Origin of the sequence: Mesorhizobium sp. B3-1-7, from assembly GCF_006439385.1 — a bacterium.
In the GTDB taxonomy this organism is placed as follows: Bacteria; Pseudomonadota; Alphaproteobacteria; order Rhizobiales; family Rhizobiaceae; genus Mesorhizobium.
Window position 1 is genome coordinate 1 of record NZ_VFTL01000038.1, and the last position, 17,983, is coordinate 17,983.

17 protein-coding genes are annotated in these 17,983 nt (G+C 64.8%); 7 read left to right on the forward strand and 10 right to left on the reverse strand.

Annotation, left to right across the window (positions count from 1 at the left end):
* Positions 1–123: 123 nt before the first annotated feature.
* The 6 genes from FJ417_RS26515 to FJ417_RS26540 all read right to left on the reverse strand — a co-directional run bounded on the left by FJ417_RS26515 (position 124) and on the right by FJ417_RS26540 (position 5,384).
* Positions 124–2,178: a M3 family metallopeptidase gene (locus tag FJ417_RS26515; RefSeq protein ID WP_140785516.1), complete on the reverse strand. Its 2,055-nt coding sequence runs from the start codon at positions 2,176–2,178 to the stop codon at positions 124–126.
* Positions 2,179–2,258: 80 nt separating this feature from the next.
* The gene (locus FJ417_RS26520) at positions 2,259–2,630 is read right to left on the reverse strand and encodes a nuclear transport factor 2 family protein (protein ID WP_246687553.1); all 372 of its coding nucleotides are present in this window, start codon (positions 2,628–2,630) and stop codon (positions 2,259–2,261) included.
* 55 nt (positions 2,631–2,685) lie between these two features.
* Positions 2,686–3,327, reverse strand: a complete 642-nt coding sequence (locus FJ417_RS26525) for a carbonic anhydrase (RefSeq protein ID WP_140785471.1) — start codon at positions 3,325–3,327, stop codon at positions 2,686–2,688.
* Between the two features lie 147 nt (positions 3,328–3,474).
* Positions 3,475–4,239, reverse strand: coding sequence for a DUF429 domain-containing protein (locus tag FJ417_RS26530; RefSeq protein ID WP_140785472.1), 765 nt, complete (start codon positions 4,237–4,239; stop codon positions 3,475–3,477).
* A complete protein-coding gene (pdxY, locus tag FJ417_RS26535; protein ID WP_140647048.1) occupies positions 4,236–5,120 on the reverse strand; it encodes a pyridoxal kinase PdxY in 885 nt (294 codons plus the stop codon). The genes FJ417_RS26530 and pdxY overlap by 4 nt, the downstream gene beginning before the upstream one ends.
* A gap of 12 nt (positions 5,121–5,132) precedes the next feature.
* Entirely contained in the window at positions 5,133–5,384 is a 252-nt protein-coding gene (locus FJ417_RS26540) for a hypothetical protein (RefSeq protein ID WP_140647049.1), read from the reverse strand.
* A 241-nt stretch (positions 5,385–5,625) separates the two neighbouring features.
* Between FJ417_RS26540 and FJ417_RS26545 the strand changes: the two genes are divergently transcribed.
* The 5 genes from FJ417_RS26545 (at position 5,626) to ppa (ending at position 9,314) form a co-directional block, all read left to right on the forward strand.
* Positions 5,626–6,273 carry a LemA family protein gene (locus FJ417_RS26545; RefSeq protein WP_140785473.1) on the forward strand — a complete coding sequence of 216 codons (648 nt, stop codon included), beginning with the start codon at positions 5,626–5,628 and terminating at the stop codon, positions 6,271–6,273.
* Positions 6,274–6,503: 230 nt separating this feature from the next.
* Entirely contained in the window at positions 6,504–7,286 is a 783-nt protein-coding gene (locus FJ417_RS26555) for a YgcG family protein (protein WP_246687554.1), read from the forward strand.
* A 6-nt stretch (positions 7,287–7,292) separates the two neighbouring features.
* A complete protein-coding gene (locus FJ417_RS26560; protein WP_140785475.1) occupies positions 7,293–7,931 on the forward strand; it encodes a TPM domain-containing protein in 639 nt (212 codons plus the stop codon).
* 218 nt (positions 7,932–8,149) lie between these two features.
* Positions 8,150–8,659, forward strand: coding sequence for a GNAT family N-acetyltransferase (locus FJ417_RS26565; protein WP_040991512.1), 510 nt, complete (start codon positions 8,150–8,152; stop codon positions 8,657–8,659).
* Between the two features lie 121 nt (positions 8,660–8,780).
* Complete coding sequence (ppa, locus tag FJ417_RS26570) at positions 8,781–9,314, forward strand: inorganic diphosphatase (RefSeq protein ID WP_140785476.1); 534 nt, start codon at positions 8,781–8,783, stop codon at positions 9,312–9,314.
* 543 nt (positions 9,315–9,857) lie between these two features.
* On the opposite strand, the gene FJ417_RS26575 is transcribed toward ppa, so the two are convergent.
* Genes FJ417_RS26575 through FJ417_RS26590 form a run of 4 tightly spaced genes read right to left on the reverse strand, consistent with a single transcriptional unit; the run spans position 9,858 to position 14,314 of the window.
* Positions 9,858–10,805 (reverse strand): ABC transporter permease, encoded by a 948-nt coding sequence (locus FJ417_RS26575; protein WP_140785477.1) that lies wholly within the window; start codon positions 10,803–10,805, stop codon positions 9,858–9,860.
* A 3-nt stretch (positions 10,806–10,808) separates the two neighbouring features.
* Complete coding sequence (locus tag FJ417_RS26580) at positions 10,809–11,786, reverse strand: ABC transporter permease (RefSeq protein WP_181183306.1); 978 nt, start codon at positions 11,784–11,786, stop codon at positions 10,809–10,811.
* Between the two features lies 1 nt (position 11,787).
* Positions 11,788–13,251: a sugar ABC transporter ATP-binding protein gene (locus FJ417_RS26585; RefSeq protein WP_140707061.1), complete on the reverse strand. Its 1,464-nt coding sequence runs from the start codon at positions 13,249–13,251 to the stop codon at positions 11,788–11,790.
* A 46-nt stretch (positions 13,252–13,297) separates the two neighbouring features.
* Positions 13,298–14,314 (reverse strand): ABC transporter substrate-binding protein, encoded by a 1,017-nt coding sequence (locus tag FJ417_RS26590; RefSeq protein WP_140658696.1) that lies wholly within the window; start codon positions 14,312–14,314, stop codon positions 13,298–13,300.
* Between the two features lie 196 nt (positions 14,315–14,510).
* Here FJ417_RS26590 and FJ417_RS26595 point away from each other — a divergent pair, with 196 nt between their 5' ends.
* Together FJ417_RS26595 and gnd are read left to right on the forward strand one after the other, a co-directional pair.
* Positions 14,511–16,919: a glucan 1,4-alpha-glucosidase gene (locus FJ417_RS26595; protein WP_140785479.1), complete on the forward strand. Its 2,409-nt coding sequence runs from the start codon at positions 14,511–14,513 to the stop codon at positions 16,917–16,919.
* 56 nt (positions 16,920–16,975) lie between these two features.
* Positions 16,976–17,983, forward strand: a complete 1,008-nt coding sequence (gnd, locus tag FJ417_RS26600) for a phosphogluconate dehydrogenase (NAD(+)-dependent, decarboxylating) (protein WP_140707067.1) — start codon at positions 16,976–16,978, stop codon at positions 17,981–17,983.

Genomic DNA, 17,983 nt, shown 5'->3' on the forward strand with positions numbered 1-17,983 from the left:
TTCTAGGGTCTGCGCGCGTCGCTTCGCTCCTTGCTCCGCCCTAGAATGACGAAGGACCGGTCGGCGGGACAGCGCCCTCCTCTGGCCTGCCGGCCATCTCCCCCCTTATGGGAGATTAGCCAATCACACCAGCCCGCGCTTCAGCATCATCGCCTCGGGCGAAGGCATCTTGCCGCGAAACGCCGTGTAGAGCTCCTCCGGGTCCTTCGAGCCGCCGGCGGCATAGATGTTCTTCCGCAGCCGCTCGGCGAGCGCCGGGTTGAAGGGATCGCCCGTCTCCTCGAAAGCCGCGAAGGCATCGGCGTCGAGCACTTCCGACCACATGTAGGAATAGTAGCCGGCTGAATAGCCGTCGCCGGCGAAGACATGGCCGAAATGCGGGGTGCGATGGCGCATCGCGATCGTGTCGGGCATATGCAGCTTTTCGAGCGTCTCGGCTTCGTATCGAAGCGGCTCGGTGGGCGCGTCCGGCCGCGCGTGATAAGCCATGTCGATCAGCGCCGAGGCGGTGAACTCGACCGTCGCGAAACCCGCGCCGAATGTGCGGGCGGCAAGCATCTTGTCGAGCAGCGCCTTCGGCATCGGCTTGCCGGTCTTGACGTGCAGCGCGTGCTTTTCCAGCACCGCGGGCACCGTCAGCCAATGCTCGTATAGCTGCGAAGGCAGTTCGACGAAATCGCGGCTGACCGACGTGCCCGAAACCGACGGCCAGTCGACGTCGGTCAGCATGCCGTGCAGCGCATGGCCGAATTCGTGGAACAGCGTCTTGGCCTCGTCGACCGACAGAAGTGCTGCCTCGCCGGCCGGCGGCTTGGCGAAATTCATGATGTTGTAGATGACCGGCTTGGCGCCATGACCGAGTTTGTAGCCGGACCGCAGCGCGCTCATCCACGCGCCGGAGCGTTTTGAGGGCCTCGCGAAATAGTCGGCCAGGAACAGGCCGCGCTCGCTGCCGTCGGCATTCTTGACCACGAAGACACGCGCATCGGGATGCCAGGCGGCGATGCCCTTCTTCTCCTCGAAGGTGATGCCGAACAGTTTGGTGGCGACGTCGAAGCAGGCCTCGATGACCCGTTCAAGCTGCAGGTAGGGCTTCAGCTCCGCCTCGTCGAATGCGAATTTCTCGGCGCGCAGCTTTTCCTGGTAGAAGCGCCAGTCCCACGCCGCGAATTTCTCGTTGCTGCCGGCTTCCGCTGCCAGCCGTTCCAGCTCCTTCTGATCGGCGGCGGCTTTTTCCAGCGCTTTCTCCCACACAGGATCGAGCAGGTCGTGCACGGCCTTCGGCGTCTTGGCCATCGTATCGTCGAGCTTGAGTGCCGCGAACGAGCCGTAGCCCAGCAGCTTCGCCTTCTCGGCGCGCAGCTTCAGCATGTCGCGCACGACATCGGTGTTGTCGGAGGCGCCGCCATTCTGGCCGCGCATGATGAAGGCTTTGAACGCGATCTCGCGCAGGTCGCGGCGCTCGGAAAAGGTCGAGAACGGCTCATAGATCGAGCGTGACAACGTCACCGCATAGTGGCCCTTCTGGCCGCGGATCTCGGCCGCTTCGGCCATGGCGCTCTTCAGGAAATCGGGCAGGCCGGCAAGATCGGCTTGGTCGAGGAACAGCGCCCAGTCGCGCTCGTCGGCCAGCACGTTCTGGCCGAATTTGGTGCCGAGCGAGGAAAGCTCCTCATTGATGGCCGCGAGCCGTTTCTTGCCATGGGCGTCGAGTTTCGCGCCCGACCGGACAAAGCCCTTCCAGGTCTTCTCCAGCACGCGCAGCGTTTCGGCATCGAGCTTGAGGCTGTCGCGCCGCTGGTAGAGGTCGTCGATGCGGGCAAACAGTTTTTCGTTCATCGAGATCGCCGAGAAATGCCGCGACATCTTCGGCGAAACCTCGCGCTCCATCGCCTGGATCGTGTCGTTGGTATGGGCGCCGGCGCGGCACCAGAAGATTGACGAGACATGGTCGAGCGCCTCACCCGCGAGTTCGAGCGCTGCCAGCGTGTTCTCGACGGTCGGCGTCTCGCTGTTGCCGGCGATCGCGTCGATCTCGGCCTGGTGCGCCTCGAGCGCCGCATCGAAGACAGGTCCGAAATCATTGTCGCCGACGCGCGAGAAATCCGGCAGGCCGAGCGGCCCCTGCCAGACGGTCAGCGGATGGGCGGCGAGATCGACGGTTTTTGACATGGGCAGATCCAATCGGGGAGTTTCGATAGGCGGAGGGCAGCCCGGATGTAGGGCGGTGTCGCGTACAGCGCAACTCGGGCTTCGCCTCAATAGGCGCTGCAATCTTGCGCCACCGCCGTCTGGGTGCTGGCGACGATGCGGCCGCCGGCGACGGTGAAGGTCTCGCGCACCAGCGTGTCGTTGCTGGGGAAGTCGTAGCAGGCGAGCACCGTGGTCTCGCCGTTCTCGCTCCTTTCGACGCGGTGTCTGATCGCGGCGCCCGCGACCGCGCCCTGCCATTCGTCGATCGAGGCGATGAAGTCCCGTTTGGTCTGGACGACGCCGATGTCGTCGAGCTTCATGCGCACGTCGTCGGCAAGCAGGTCGGACAATTCGGTGCGGTCGGCGACCAGCAGCGCCGAGTACCAGCGGTCGATAATGGCGCCGTCATCGGCGCTGGCGCGGGCGATCGTGGACATGAGCAACGTCGCCGCGAGAAAGACCTTCCACCCGCTCCGGGGCATTATCCCTCCGTCACAGCTCCGGCCGCTCGAAATCGCCGGTGTTCTTGTTCATCACCCAGAGCTCCCCGGTCGAGATGTCGAACCAGGCGCCGTGCAGCGAGAGCCGTCCCTTGCCTTCGAGGATCGAGACGCAGGGAAAGGTCCTGAGATTGGCGATCGAATAGCGGATGGAGATGCGCTCCAGCGCCGTCTGGCGCTCCGTCGCCGTCATCATCGTGCTGGCAGCCACCGTCTCGGCGGCGGGCGCGATCAGGCTCATCCATTTGCCGATGAAATCGCCGGGCGACAGCGGCGCCGCATTGGTGTCGAGCGCGGCGCGAATGCCGCCGCAGCGGCCGTGTCCCATCACCACGATGTTCTTCACCTTGAGGCTCTGCACGGCGAATTCGAGCGCGGCCGAGGTCGAATGGAACTCGCCGTCCGGCTCGTAGGGCGGCACCAGATTGCCGACATTGCGCAGCACGAAGAGCTCGCCCGGCCCTGCGTCGAAGATCGCTTCCGGGGCCGAGCGGGAATCGCAGCAGGCGACGATCATCGTCTCCGGCGCCTGGCCTTCCCGCGCCAGCGAGCGGTAGCGGTCGCTTTCGGTAGGATAGCGACCGGTCATGAAGTTGCGGTAGCCGTTCAGCAGGTGCTCGGGCAGATGGGGCATTGGCGGCTAGAGCCTTTCCGGGGGTTGGGGCGGCAGCTCGTTGCGATGGAAAAAGGCTCTAACGGCAAAAGCCGGTCGCGGGCAATGCCGAATTGCGGATCGCTGCGTCGCAATCGTTGCGGCAATCATGGCTCGGCCCGATATGCGTCACGCCCAGATGGCAACGGGGATGCCGAAACGGTCGGCCAGCGGCGGATCCGGAGAAGGCTTCGCCTCACCGTTGGCGATACGGCCGGCAATCAGCATCATCGCCGCCGCATCAAGGAAGTCGTCGCTCGCGGCGCCTCGTGGTGCTGCCTGGTCGAGAAAGGCTTTCTCGTAGCCATGCCGGCAAAGCAGCGCCTTGCGCTCCTCCATGCCGGCCGGGTTGACCGCGCCCTTGATCTTCTTCGGCAAGGCCATCGCCGTGCCGCCATTCAGCCGGCAGAACGCCATTTCCGGATGCGATTCGAAGATGCGGCGACGCAAATCGGGCCGTGCGATCACCAACTGGTCGATCTCGCGTATCTTCGAGAAAATACCGAAGGCCTGGATCGAAACGCCGCGCGGCGGGTCGGAGGTCTCCATCGCCACCGCGCTTGCCAGCCGGTGCGCCGCATACCAGGCCTCGATCGTGGTGAAGTCGCTGGTGTCGGCATAGAGCGCCGCTCGGGAGGGGATGGCGAACACGCTCGATTGCCGCGCCCCGAGCAGCGGCCGCACCAGCGCTTCCGGCCCGCGGCCGCCCTTGCGCGAAAAATCCGGCAAGCCGATCGGCATGTCGACGGCGATGGTGGCATTCGGCAGCGCGTCGAGCAGCGACTGGAAGCTCGGGAAGACCGAAACCGACGGCGCGACGCCCGTTTCGCGGTGGACGGCGATCCAGCCGGCCTTGCAGCCGTCGACGCCGGCCAGGCCGCCGTCTGGCGTCACGCCCGCTTGTCCCGCCCCGGATGCAGCAGGTGGCGCAGCTGCACCATGGCCATCGGATGCGACAGGCTCTGCGCGTCGGTTTCGAGCTGCAGCTCGTCGCCGCCGCGCTTGGCGGTGCGGGCGAGGATCTCGTAGACCGCGGCGGTGGTCGATTGCAGCGCCTTGACCGGCGCCTGGCCGGAGAGAACGCGCGCCAGATAGACGGCGGCCGTCAGGTCGCCGAGCCCATTCGGCGGCTTCTCGATCACGCGGTGCTCGGCAAGCAGCGCCTGGCTGCCGTCGAGCAGGAAATTGCCGGTGCCGCCCATCATCATCGCGGGCGCCGAGGTCACCAGCATGGTCGAAGGGCCGGCATGAAGTGCGGCCGCCGTCACCGCCTTGATGTCGGGCAACGGCGCGCCCGCCATCCATTCCAGCTCATAGCGGTTGGGCGTCGCGATATCCGCGATCGGCATCAATTTGTCGCGCATGGCAACGGCCGTCGGTTCAGGCACGTAGAGCCCGCCGGAATCGCCCATAACCGGGTCGCAGACGTAAAGCGCATTCGGCGTCTTTTCCTTGACGGCGGCGACCAGCGAGGCGACGGCTTCCGCCTGGCCCGCCTCGCCGAGATAACCCGAAAGCACGGCCCTTACCTCGCCCAGCCACGGCGCGCGCTCGAGATCGGCCATCAGCGCCTTGAACTGATCGAGCGGCGGCACGATGCGCGTGGCCCGGCTGTGGCCCGGATGCCAGGGCAGGATGACGGTGGGCACCGCCCAGACCGGGAAACCCAGCGTCTCCAGCGCAAAGACCGCGGCGCGGTTGCCGACCGAACCGCGGGCGACATGGCTGGAGATGACGATGACCGCGCGCGGCGCGTCGGTTTTTTCTGCATTCATGGAATCTGAATCCTAGCCGCCACGTGTGGCGGCATACACCAGCCAGGCCAATAGCCCAATGGCAATGACGAAACCGAGCGTTCGGCCAATGCGGGTTCCCCAATATTCGATGGGATCAGCGCGGTCGGCGTCGGCGGCGGTGACACGGTCGCGCGCGTCCTTCGCCGTGCGTGCGATGAACGAGGCGCCGCCCGGCGCCGTCTCGCGCGCCACGCGCTCGAGGATGCGGCGCGATTCGGTCTCGTCGTCCCGGCGCTCGGCCATGCAATTGCCCTTTCCTGCCCGGAGCTTAGAGCAATTCCAGGAAAAGTGCGAAGCGTTTAGACTCGGCGACTTCGCCGTGGCCTTCCGACCGGAATTGCGTCAAACAAAGAGAGGGAATCCTGTTCGCTCGACTATTCACAGTGGGTCGCGCCCGCGCCGGAATCGGCGTCATCGGCCGGACATTTTCTTACGCGTGGATTGTGGTAATGCTTCGCATGCAACTTCTGTCGAGGGACCAACCATGATTACAGAGCGCCTCTCACCACCTTCCGTCTTCCGCAATCTGCCTGCCTTCCTGATGATGGCTTTTGTGCTGCCGCTGCTCGCCGGCTGCGGCTACAACACCATTCCGACGGCGGAAGAGAACGCCAAGGCGGCCTGGAGCGAGGTGCTCAACCAGTACCAGCGCCGTTCCGACCTGATCCCGAACCTGGTCGAGACGGTGAAGGGCTATGCCTCGCATGAAAAGGATACGCTCGATGCGGTCGTCCAGGCGCGCGCCAAGGCGACGCAGATCACGGTGACGCCCGACACGCTGAAGGATCCAGAGGCGCTGAAGAAATTCCAGGATGCCCAGGCCGGGCTGACAAGCGCGCTGTCGCGGCTGATCGCGGTGTCGGAAGCCTATCCCGACCTCAAGGCGAACCAGAATTTTCTCGCGCTACAGGCGCAGCTCGAAGGCACCGAGAACCGCATCGCGGTGGCGCGGCGCGACTACATCCAGGCGGTCAGGGATTACAATCTGACGCTGAAGACCTTCCCGTCCGTGCTGTGGGCGACATTGTGGTTCCGCGGCAACGAACCTTACGCCAACTTCACGGTGGAAGAGGACAAGATGCAGGTGCCGAAGGTCGATTTCGGCACGAGCCCCACCAAGCAGGGCGGGTGAGAGCCTCGACTGAAATTTAATCGAGCTTGCAGGCCTTGAGTTCCTTCACACCCCCCTCTGTCCTGCCGGACATCTCCCCCGCAAGGGGGGAGATTAGCAGCTTCTTTGCCGACGCCTCTCCTGCAACGTTGGCGATTGGCGAAGACCGCATTGAAGTCCAATCTCCCCCCTTGCGGGGGAGATGGCCGGCAGGCCAGAGGGGGGTGTGCCGGAGCGCCTTCGCCGGTGTTTTGCTCGCTCTCTTCCTCCTCCCCCTCGCCGCGCTCGCCGCCGACCTCCCCGCGCTGACCGGCCGCGTCGTCGACAACGCCGGCATCATCGATGCCGGCACGCGCGCGGCGCTGACCCAGAAACTTGCCGACTTCGAGACAAAAGGCTCGGACCAGATCGTCGTCGCCACCATACCCAGCCTCGGCGGCGAGGAGATCGAGCCTTACGCCAACCGGCTGTTCCGCTTCTGGAAGCTCGGCCAGGCCAAGGAAAACAACGGCGTGCTGCTCCTGGTGGCGCCCAACGACCGCAAGATGCGCATCGAGGTCGGCTATGGTCTCGAAGGCACGCTCACCGACCTGCACACCAAGCTGATCATCGAGAACGACATGGTGCCGGCCTTCCGCGCCGGCGATTTCTCCGGCGGCATCACCAAGGCTGTCGACGACATGATCATGGTGCTGGAGGGCAATCCGGAGGAGCTCGAGGCGCGCGGCAAGCGCAACGAGCAGGCGCCGTTCAACTCCGATGACCTGTTCTTCGCCATCTTCATCACCATCTGGGCGCTGATCTTCTTCGGCGGCATCGCGATGACGGTGCTGCCGCCGATCTTCGGCCAGAAGATCGGACCCGGCCGCTACCGCTGGCTCGGCATGACTTTCGAGCCTGGCCGGCGATCCTCCTCGTCGAGCGGCGGTGGCTGGTCGTCGGGCGGCGGAGGCTGGTCGTCGGGTGGCGGCGGCGGCGGATTTTCCGGCGGCGGCGGCTCGTCCGGTGGCGGCGGCTCCTCGGGAAGCTGGTGAGGCATCATGGCAACGCGATCGATAAGCGCCGAGGACCATGACCGCATCGCCGAGGCGATCCGGACGGCCGAGTTGAGGACCGACGGCGAGATCTACTGCGTCGTCGCTCGAGCCAGCGACGGCTACTTCTTTCCGGCTGCGTTCACGACGACGATCGGCCTGTTCATCGCCAGCCTTGCCGTCGCCTACGGGCTGGAGGGCTTGTGGCTGACCATCCGGCTGCCGCATTTCGTCCTGGCACAAGTGCTGGCGCAGGCCTCGGTCCTCGCCTTGCTCTGGTTTCTGCCCGCCTTGCGCATTCATTTCGTGCCGAGAAGGCTGCGCTATCAGGCGGCGCACGCCAATGCGATGAAGCAGTTCCTGGCCCGCAACGTCCACCGCACGCAGGCCCGCACGGGCGTGCTCATCTTTGTCTCCATCGCGGAGCGCTATGCCGAGGTCGTCGCCGACTCCGGCATCGATGCCAAGGTCGGCCAGCATGTCTGGGACGGCGTTGTGCGCGACCTGACGAAGCATGCCGGTGACGACCGGCTGCCCGACGGCTTCGTCAAGGCCATCGGCACGGTCGGCGCGGTGCTCGCCGAGCATTTCCCGGTGACCGAAGGCGACGCCAACGAGCTCGACGATCATCTTGTCGAAATCTGATCAGAGCATGATGCCGAAAAGTGTGAAGCGGTTTTCGGGCGACATCATGCTCTATCTCTTGGATTTAGAGACGGATTCAGATTTCAGGTCGATTCGACCTGAAATCATCCGGCTCTAGGCGCCTTGTCCGCCCACGCGCCTTTCGCCTGTGCGAAAGCGTCGAAGGGGTTTGGCGGACTCTTTGCAATCAGCCGATGCGGGTTTATGGTTAACCAATCATGAACACGCTGACGATCGACATCCGGAAGGCAGAGCCGCGCGACGCGAGCGCCATTGCCGAGGTGCACCAGCAGGCCTGGCGCGGCGCCTATTCCGGCATCATCCCGCACCGCACGCTGACCTCGATGATCAACCGCCGCGGCGTCGACTGGTGGGCCAACGCGATTCGCCGCGCCGCCACCGTGCTGGTGGTCGAGATCGGCGGGACGGTCGCCGGCTATGCCACGATCGGCAAGAACCGCGCCCGCGAGCTCCGCCAGCAGGGCGAGATCTACGAGCTTTACCTGCGTCCCGAATACCAGGGCATCGGGCTCGGCAGCCGCCTGTTCAAGGCGGCCAAGGCCCGGCTCGCCGACCATGGCCTGCGTGGCCTGGTGGTCTGGGCGCTGGAAGACAACCACAACGCCTTGGCCTTCTATGCCGGCAATGGCGGCCGTGATATCGCCGAAGGCGTCGAGGTCTTCGAGCAGAAGGCGCTGAAGAAGGTCGCCTTCGTCTGGAATGACTAGCGTCGCCTAAGTTACAGGCCATCACAAACTGTGCGCTTTCATTAGCGTTCAGTGCTATTCACCGCATTGCACCATGACGTTTCGCCCGCTATCGGTCTTGGAATCGAGAGAGGGATAGATCATGCGTATCGAAGCGATTGCGACCGGAAAGAACCCACCTGACGACGTCAACGTCATCATCGAGGTGCCGATCGGCGGCGAGCCGATCAAATACGAGATGGACAAGGAGGCCGGCACGCTGTTCGTCGACCGCTTCCTGCACACCTCGATGCGCTATCCCGGTAATTACGGCTTCGTGCCGCACACGCTGTCGGGCGACGGCGACCCGATCGACGTTCTGGTCTGCAACACGCGCGCGCTGGTGCCGGGCTGCGTCATCAATGTGCGGCCGATCGGCGTCTTGATCATGGAAGACAATGCCGGCCAGGACGAGAAGGTGATCGCCGTTCCCTCGCCCAAGCTGACGCTGCGCTACGAGAACGTCACCGAATACACGCATCTGCCGGAAATCACGCGCCAGCAGGTGCAGCACTTCTTCGAGCATTACAAGGATCTCGAGCCCGGCAAGTGGGTCAAGATCGAGGGCTGGCACGGCTCCAAATATGCCAAGAAGATGATCGTCGACGCGATCGCGCGGGCCAAGGCCGCTAAATAGGGCTTCAACGCAATCCCGTACGGAAGACCGTTTGCTCAGTGGCACTGCACGGGGATTTTGACCGGTCGGCTTTGTTTGTGTTGGCAGGTGCATGCGTTCGAGATTGGCCGAAACGCCCATCGCGATCGTCATTCTAGGGCGGAGCAGGAGCGAAGCTCCGTCGCGAAGACCCTAGAATCCATGCCGTTACCTTCACCAGGGAGTACAGCGGAGCAAAATTCTGCACCGTGGCGACGCCTTGACGTCACGGAATGGATTCTATGGTCTGCGCCGCGTCGCTTCGCTCCTTGCTCCGCCATAGAATGACGAGGTTGCGGCGGCTTCAACCAATCCCCGGCGTTTGCGCTGATTTCACGGACATGAACGGAAAATCTTGCGCCAAGACAAACGGCAACCTTTCAAAATCCCTGTGTCGGGGAATTAAGGCGATCCCAGGAAAAGTGAGCGGTTAGGTTCAGCGGTTTCGCCGTAGCCTTCCGTCCGGAATTGCGTCAAAACAAAGAGATAGAGCGGTTCGCCGTTTCCGTGAAACGGTGAAACGCTTTAGCGCACCGCCTTCTCGCCGCCGGCCGCCGTGATTACGCCGACGATGATCAGTCCGGTCAGCACCAGCCGCACGCCGGCGCTGACGCCGAAGGTATTGAGCATGGTGAGCAAGAGCACCAGGAACAGGCCGGCGCCCCAGACGCCCGGCACGTTGGCCTTGCCGCCGGCGACCGAGGTGCCGCCGATGACCACGACCGCGATCGAGGCCAGCAGGTATTCGTTGCCGATGTCGACATTGGCGCCGCGGAAGTAACCGGCGAGCAGCGCCCCGTCGATGCCGCCCAGCGCGCCGCACAGCGTGTAGGTGAGGAAGCGGATGCGGCCGACATGGACGCCGGCGAGCCAGGCGGCGCGGATGTTCTGGCCGATCGCCAGCACCGATCGGCCGTAGATCATGCGCTGCAGCGCAAGTGCGGCGCCGATGGTAAAGACCACCGTCAGCATCGCCAGCACCGGAATGCCAAGCACCTGCCAGTTGGTGAAGTCGGCGAAGCCCGGCGGCGGCTTGATCTGCAACCCGCGGCCATAGCTGATGTCGACCGACTGGATGATGAAGCTCGCCGACAGCGTGGCGATGATCGGCGGTATCCTCAGCGCCCAGATCAGCAGGTAGTTGATGGCGCCGATCGCGGCACCGCAGGCAAGTGCCGCGAGCAGGCCGACGACGATCATGGCATCGCTGCCGCCCATCACCTTCATGGCGACCGCGCTGGCCAGCCCGATATTGGCCGGCAGCGACAGGTCGACATTGCCGGGTCCCAGCGTGATGACGAACATCTGGCCGACGCCGACGATGACGGTGAAGACGGCAAGCGAGAGCGCCGCCGTGACCATGCCGCCGGCGCCATAGCCGCCGGTGAAGACGATCGTTGCCAGCCAGACGATCAGCGCGCCGACAAAGGACCAGATCCAGGGCTTTTCGAGCAGCATACGCAGCGAGGCCATCGCTTACCGCTCCCTGCGGCTGATCAGCACCCGCGCGGCAAGCACGATGATCAGGATCGCGCCATTGGCGGCCACCTGCCAGTCGGGCGGGATGTGCATGAAGGTCAAGAGCGGTGATGCGGCCAGCGCCAGCGTCAGCGCCCCGAGCACCGCGCCGATCGGCGACACGCGCCCGCCGACGAACTCGCCGCCGCCGAGGATGACGCCGGCGATCGACAGCAGCGTGTAGCCGTTGCCGATATTGGCGTCGGCCGAGGTGGTGATGCCGATCAGCGCCATGCCGGAAAGCACGCCGAACAGGCCTGTCAGAGCAAACAGCACGACCTTGGTGCGGAGCAGCGACCAGCCGGCGCGCCTGAGCGCCGCGGCGTTGCCGCCGGAACCGCGCAGGATCACGCCATAGGAGGTGCGCATCAGGCCGAAATGCACGACCGCGGCGATCAGCAGCGCGGCAAGGATCGGAAACGGGATGTAGGGCGGCTTGAAGGACATGATCGAAAGCAGCCAGTCCGGCGCCTTGCCGCCCGGCTTGGGCAGGACCAGGATGGCAAGCCCCTGCCAGACGAAACTCATGCCGAGCGTGACAACGATCGACGGCAAATTGCGCAGATGGATCAGCGCGCCGAGCAAGGCATAGACGCCGATCGATCCCAGCAGAACCACGATGCCGATGAGCGGCGCATCCCTAAGCCAAGTTGCAGTCACGCAGCCGACGAAGCCGACGAACGTCCCTATCGACAGGTCGAGCTCGTTGCCGGCGATGACGAACATCTGCGCGATCGTCGCCAGCGCGATCGGGATCGCCAGGTTGAGCATCAGGTTGAAGCCGAAATAGCTGATGGCGCGCGGATTGAGCCAGGCGATCGCGATCAGCACCAGCGCCAGCGACAAGGCCGGCAAGAGGCCGCGCAGCAGGCGCGCTCGGGCAGCGCTGCCGCGCGGCGAGGATTTCGGGAGCGTGCCGGGAGCGATCGCGGTCATCTCAGGCCGCATCGCCGAACGAGGACTGGATGATCTTTTCCTCCGTCAGCTCGTCGCGCCCAAGATTGGCGACGATGCGGCCGTTCTTGAAGACATAGACATGATCGCAATTGTCGAGCTCCTCGGTCTCGGTGGTGTACCAGAGGAAAGTGCGGCCCTTGGCGGCCTCCTCGCGCACGAGATCGTAGACTTCGAGCTTGGTGCCGATATCGACGCCGCGCATCGGGTCGTCCATCAGCACGATCTCGGCGTCGGAGCCGAGCGCACGGGCAAACAGCGCCTTCTGCTGATTGCCGCCCGACAGCGAGAAGATGTTGTTGTTCATGTCCGGCGTGCGGATGCCGATCTTCTTCTTCCAGAATTCGGCGAGCTCGGCCTCGCGCTGCGGCGAGATCAGCAGGCCGTTGCGCAGCCGGGCCAGCGAGCGGATGCCGATATTCTGCGCGATCGACCATTGCGAAAAGATGCCGTCCGACTGACGGTCGCCGGCGACCAGCGCCACCGGCGCCGTCACCTCGATGCCGGCCCTGGCGCGGGAGGCGGCCGAGAATATGGCCAGGAGTAGGTCCGTCTGGCCGTGCCCGGCAAGGCCGGCAAGCCCGATGATCTCGCCGGCGCGGGCGACCAGCTCCTTGCCGTCCTGCTGCCTGGCCGGGCGCGCGCGAACCCTGAGCGCGCCAGGCTCGCTCTTGCGGGCCTCGGCGGCGGCTTTGTGATGCCCTTCGGCGCCACCCATAGCGGCGACCAGCTTATCGCGATCGAAGGCATTGGCGGCATCCGCCGCGACCACCTTGCCGTCGCGCATCACCACGATGCGGTCGGCGTTCTGCAACACCTCGCCCAGCACATGCGAGATCAGGATGCAGCTGCCGCCCTTTTCGACGAAGCGGCGCACGAATGAAAGCAATTGCCCCGCCGTATGCGCATCGAGCGAGGAGGTCGGCTCGTCGAGGATGACAAGGTGCAGCGGCTCGCGGGTCAGCGTGAAGGCGCGCGCCACCTCGACCATCTGCCGCCTGCCGATCGAAAGGTCGCCGGCAATGTCGTCCGCCGAAATGCCGTGGTCGGGAAAGATCTCGTCGAGCTTGGCGCGGATGAGATCCGCGGCCTTGCGCCGCCAGCCGAAACCGGCGAGCGAGGGATGGTTGATGCGCGTATTCTCGGCAATGCTGAGATTGGGGCAGAGCGACAGTTCCTGAAACACGCAGCGTATGCCGAGCTCGAGCGCCCGCGCCACCGAATAGCTTGCCTCCTGATTGCCGCGCACGGCGATCTGCCCGCCATCCGGCCGCAGCGTGCCGGCCACCATGTGCATGAGCGTCGACTTGCCGGCGCCGTTATGCCCGACCAACCCGACGCATTCGCCGGCGCCGACATGGAAGTCGACGCCGTTAAGCGCCCGGACGGCGCCGAAATGCTTTTCGGCGCCGTCCAGTCTGACGATATCCGCAATAGCCTGGAGCATCCTCGACGATATCCGGTTGGCGATGCGGCTGGCAACGCTCGCGACGCTATTGCTTGATGTTGGCCTTGATCGCCGCGATGGCGTCTTCCTGCGTGTATTCGTGGGTGGCGACGCCGCCTTCCTTGATGTTCGGCAGCGCGGCCTCGAAATCGTCCTGGGTGAAGGCCAGATAAGGCACCAGAAGATCGTGCGGGATGTCCTTGCGGCCGTCGAGCACCTGCTGCGCCACCCAGAAGGCCAACGTCGACACGCCGGGCGCGATCGAGGCCGACCAGGTCTGGTAGCCGTCCTTTTCCTTCTGCTCCTTCCACCACTTCAGCTCGTCCTGGCGGTTGCCCATGATGATGGTCGGGCGCGGCTTGCCGGCTGCGGCGAAGGCCTGCGCGGCGCCATAACCGTCACCGCCCTGGTCGACGATGCCGACGACATCGGGCAGCGATGGCAGGATGGTCGCCACCGCCTTCTGCGCCGTGGTCTGGTCCCAGTCGCCGGTCACCGAACCGACGATCTTGAACTCCGGATGGGCGGCGACGCCTTCGAGGATGCCGGCATGGATGGCATCGTCGATCGAGGTGCCGGCGAGACCGCGGATTTCCAGCAGATTGCCGCCCTTGGGCTGGAACTTGGCCATCTGCTCGACTTCCTGCTTGCCCATGTCCTTGAAGTCGACGACGACGCGGTAGGCGCAGGGTTCGGTGACAGTACCGTCGAAGGAGACGACCGTGATGCCGGCATCGCAGGCCTGCTTGATGGCGCCGTTGAGCGCATCCGGAGAGGCGGCGTTGATGACGATGGCGTCATAGCCCTGCAGGATCAGGTTCTGCACCTGCGCGGCTTGGGTCGGCACTTCCTTGTCGGCGGTGGTGAAGACGTCCGCTGCGGCGACGATCTTGTCGTCGACCGCCTTCTTGGTGACGATGCCGTAGCTGTCGAGCATCGCCTGGCGCCACGAATTGCCGGCATAATTGTTGGAGAAGGCGATCTTCTTGCCGCTGGTGTCGGCAAGCGCGGTGCCCGAGGCGAGCATCGCCGCAAGTGCACTCAATACGAGCAGTTTCTTCATGTCGGTTCCTCCCGAGGTTGCTGATATTGCCTGATGATCGTTACGTGCAGTCCCTGTTTTTTATCTATTGTCAGACAAATTCAGACGAACCGCAAGCTGTCAACTGCAAAGCCTTGGCGCCGTCGATCAACTTGCGGTGCGACGATTGATAAGCCGCCGCGTCATGGTCTAGGAACACGGGCAGGAGACAGATTGCATGGCAGTGACGCCGACCGTTGCTCGAGGCGCGCCCGGAATACCGGCACGCTGGACATCAAGCGCCAAAAGCGGTGTCGGCACCGCGCTTTCGGCAAAAAGCCCGCTCTGGTTCACCATCAGTCACGGCATTCTGAACGAAATCTATTATCCGCGCCTCGACAGCGCCTGCACGCGTGACCTGGGGCTGGTCGTGACCGGTCCCGGCGGCTATTTTTCCGAAGAAAAGCGCGATGCGGCCCACACCGTCGAACCTTTCGAGGACGGTGTCCCCGGCTACCGACTGACCAACACCGCTTCCGACGGCGCTTACAAGATCGAGAAGCGCATCGTTACGGATTCGAAACGATCCGTCCTGCTGCAGGAAATGCGTTTCACCGTCCTCAAGGGCCAGGCTGCCGATTACCGCGTCTACGCGCTGCTGGCGCCGCATCTCGTCAATGCCGGCATGGGCAACACCGCCTGGATCGGCGAGCACAAGGGACAGCGCATTCTTTTCGCCACCGGACGCGGCGTCTCGCTCGCGCTCGCCTCCTCCCTGCCCTGGGGCGCCTGCTCGGCCGGCTATGTCGGCTTCTCCGACGGCTGGCAGCAGTTGCACGACAATGGCGGGCTCGATCCCTCCAGCCGGGCGGCCGAAAACGGCAATGTCGCGCTGACCGGCGAGATCGGCTTTTCGGCCGGCAAGACGGTTGCCTTGCTGGCGCTGGGCTTCGGCGCTTCGCCGGAGGAAGCCGCCGACCTTGCGCTTGCAAGCCTGCAACAGGGTTTCGAGCCGGCGGCGAAAACCTATGTCGAGACCTGGCGGACATTCCAGGCAGGGCTGGAAAGACTCGACCGTCACGCCGCCTCCGGTCTGAACGCCTACCGCGTCAGCAGCGCGGTGCTGGCGACGCATCTCTCCCTCGCAAGGCCCGGCGCCGCGGTCGCCAGCCTGTCGATCCCCTGGGGTTTCAACAAGGGCGACGACGATCTCGGCGGCTATCACCTCGTCTGGCCGCGCGACTTGGTCGAGGCGGCGGGCGGCTTCCTCGCCGCCGGCGACGGCAGGCAGGCGCTGCAGATCCTCACCTATCTGCGTTCGATCCAGCAGCCGGACGGCCATTGGCCGCAGAATTGCTGGTCCGACGGCACCGCCTATTGGCCCGGCATCCAGATGGACGAATGCGCCTTTCCGCTGCTGCTTGCCGATGCGTTGCGCCGCGCCGGCCATCTGCCGGAGTCGAGGCTCGCCGACTTCCTGACCATGATCGAGAACGCGGCCGCCTATGTCGTGCGCAACGGCCCGGTCACCGGCGAGGATCGCTGGGAAGAGGATGCCGGCTACAGCCCGTTCACGCTGGCCGTGGAAATAGCCGCATTGCTCGCAGCTGCCGACATGCTGGACGCCTCCGGTAAAAATGAGCCGGCAAACTACCTGCGCGAGATCGCCGATTGCTGGAACGACCAGATCGAGCGCTGGACCTATGTCACCGGCACCCCGGCAAGCGCCAGGGCGGGCATCGAAGGCTATTATGTCCGTATCGCCCCGCCCGACGATGGCGGCGCCGCGTCGCCGAAGGACGGCTTCGTGCCGATCAAGAACCGGCCGCCGGCCGATACCGACAGACCGGCCGAGGCCATCATCAGCCCGGATGCCCTGGCGCTGGTGCGTTTCGGGCTCAGAGCCGCTGACGATCCGCGCATCCTCAACACCGTCAAGGCGATCGACGCCGAGCTGCGCCGCGACCTGCCGCAAGGGCCGCTCTGGTACCGCTATACCGGCGACGGCTATGGCGAGCATGAGGACGGGGCACCCTTCGACGGCACCGGCCGGGGGCGGCCGTGGCCGCTGCTTGCCGGCGAGCGCGCCCATTACGAGTTGGCCGCCGGCCGCAAGGACAAAGCGGCGCAACTGCTTGAGACTTTCGAACGCTCGGCGGGCGTCGGCGGCCTTCTGCCGGAACAGGTCTGGGATCGCCCGGACATGCCGGACCATGAATTGCGGCTGGGCGCCCCTTCCGGCAGCGCCATGCCGCTGGTCTGGGCGCATGCCGAGCACATCAAGCTGTTGCGCTCGCTGCGCGACGGCGCCGTCTTCGACCTGCCGCCGCAGGGCGTCGAGCGCTACATCAGGGGCAGGACGGTCTCGCCGTTGCGGATCTGGCGCTTCAACAACAAGATCCGCTCCATTCCCGCCGGCAAGGCCCTTCGCGTCGAATTGTCGGCGCCCGGCGTCGTCCATTGGAGCAGCGACAAATGGCTGACCGTGCAGGACAGCAGGACGGCCGAAAATGCGTTCGGCATTCATCTGGTGGATTTGCCCGTTAGCCGCCTGCGGCCGGGAACCACCATCGTCTTCACTTTTTTCTGGCCCGGGGCGATGCGTTGGGAGAATGTCGACTTCAGCGTCGGCATCGACGCGTCATAAATCGACGCAACAGGGCCAGTAGATTTCTTCTTTCCTCAAGCAATCGGGATGAAACCATGCAGATCGGAATGATGGGACTGGGCAGGATGGGCGCCAACATGGTGCGGCGCCTGATGCGCGACGGCCATGAATGCGTCGTCTACGACATCAATTCGGCAAGCGTCGCCGGCATGGTCAAGGACGGCGCCATTGGCGCGGCCTCGCTGGAGGAATTCGTCGGCAAGCTCGCCAAGCCGCGCTGCGCCTGGCTGATGCTGCCGGCCGCGATCACCGGCAAGATCGTCGACCAGGTCGCAGCACTGATGGAGCCGGGCGACATCATCATCGACGGCGGCAATTCCTACTACCACGATGCTGTCGACCAGGCGGCGAAGCTGGCGGTGAAAGGCATCAACTTCGTCGATGTCGGCACCAGCGGCGGCGTCTGGGGCCTGGAGCGGGGTTACTGCCTGATGATCGGCGGCCCCGACGATGCGGTTAAGCATCTCGATTCGGTCTTCGCCACGCTGGCGCCAGGCGCCGATGCGGGCGCCAACCCGCCCAAGGATGCCGGCACGGCGCCCTTTGGCTATCTCCATTGCGGGCCGAGCGGCGCCGGCCACTTCGTCAAGATGGTGCATAACGGCATCGAATACGGCGTCATGGCCGCCTATGCCGAGGGCATGAACATCCTGAAGTCGGCCAATGCCGGCAAAAGGCAGCGCACCGCCGACGCCGAGACCAGCCCGCTGGAAAACCCGCAATACTACCAGTTCGACGTCGACTTGCCCGCCGTCGCCGAGGTCTGGCGGCACGGCAGCGTCATCGGCTCCTGGCTGCTCGATCTCACCGCCGGCGCGTTGAAGAGCGATCCGGCGCTCGCCCAGTTCGGCGGCCGCGTCTCCGATTCCGGCGAAGGCCGCTGGACGCTGAAGGCGGCGATCGACACCGGCGTCCCGGCGCCGGTGCTGTCCTCGGCGCTGTTCGACCGCTTCTCCTCGCAGGGCGAATCGCAATTCGCCGACAAGCTTTTGTCCGCCATGCGCTACGCCTTCGGCGGCCATATCGAAAAGCCGAAGGCGTGA